Consider the following 616-nt stretch of genomic DNA (forward strand, 5'->3'; position numbering starts at 1 on the left):
GACGTCACGCTGCTCGAAAGGGTCCTCAGTGGACTTCGCAAGCTCTAACGCGGCCGCCGCCCCCAGCCGCGCCACCACCTCCGCCAAGATCGTCGTCGCGGGCGGCTTCGGCGTGGGCAAGACGACGCTCGTCGGCGCGGTCTCCGAGATCAACCCCCTGCGCACCGAAGCCGTCATGACCTCGGCCTCCGCCGGCATCGACGACCTCAGCCACGTCTCCGGCAAGACGACCACCACCGTCGCCATGGACTTCGGCCGCATCACCCTCGACGAAGACCTCATCCTCTACCTGTTCGGCACCCCCGGACAGGACCGCTTCTGGTTCATGTGGGACGACCTCGTCCGCGGCGCCATCGGCGCCGTCGTCCTCGTCGACACCCGACGCCTCGCCGACTGCTTCCCCGCCCTCGACTACTTCGAGAACAGCGGCCTCCCCTTCGTCGTCGCCCTCAACGGCTTCGACGGACACCAGGCCCACACCCCCGAAGAAGTCCGCGAAGCACTCCAACTCAACACCGACATCCCCATCATCACCCTCGACGCCCGACGCCGGGACAGCGCCAAGAGCGCACTCATCACCCTCGTCGAACACGCCCTCCTCGCCCGACTGCGATGA

1 protein-coding gene is annotated in these 616 nt (G+C 67.7%); it reads left to right on the forward strand.

Annotation, left to right across the window (positions count from 1 at the left end):
* Nucleotides 1–28: 28 nt before the first annotated feature.
* Nucleotides 29–616: a GTP-binding protein gene (locus OO48_RS33990; protein WP_033223527.1), complete on the forward strand. Its 588-nt coding sequence runs from the start codon at nucleotides 29–31 to the stop codon at nucleotides 614–616.

Source organism: Kitasatospora phosalacinea (assembly GCF_000716545.1).
Taxonomy (GTDB): domain Bacteria; phylum Actinomycetota; class Actinomycetes; order Streptomycetales; family Streptomycetaceae; genus Kitasatospora; species Kitasatospora phosalacinea.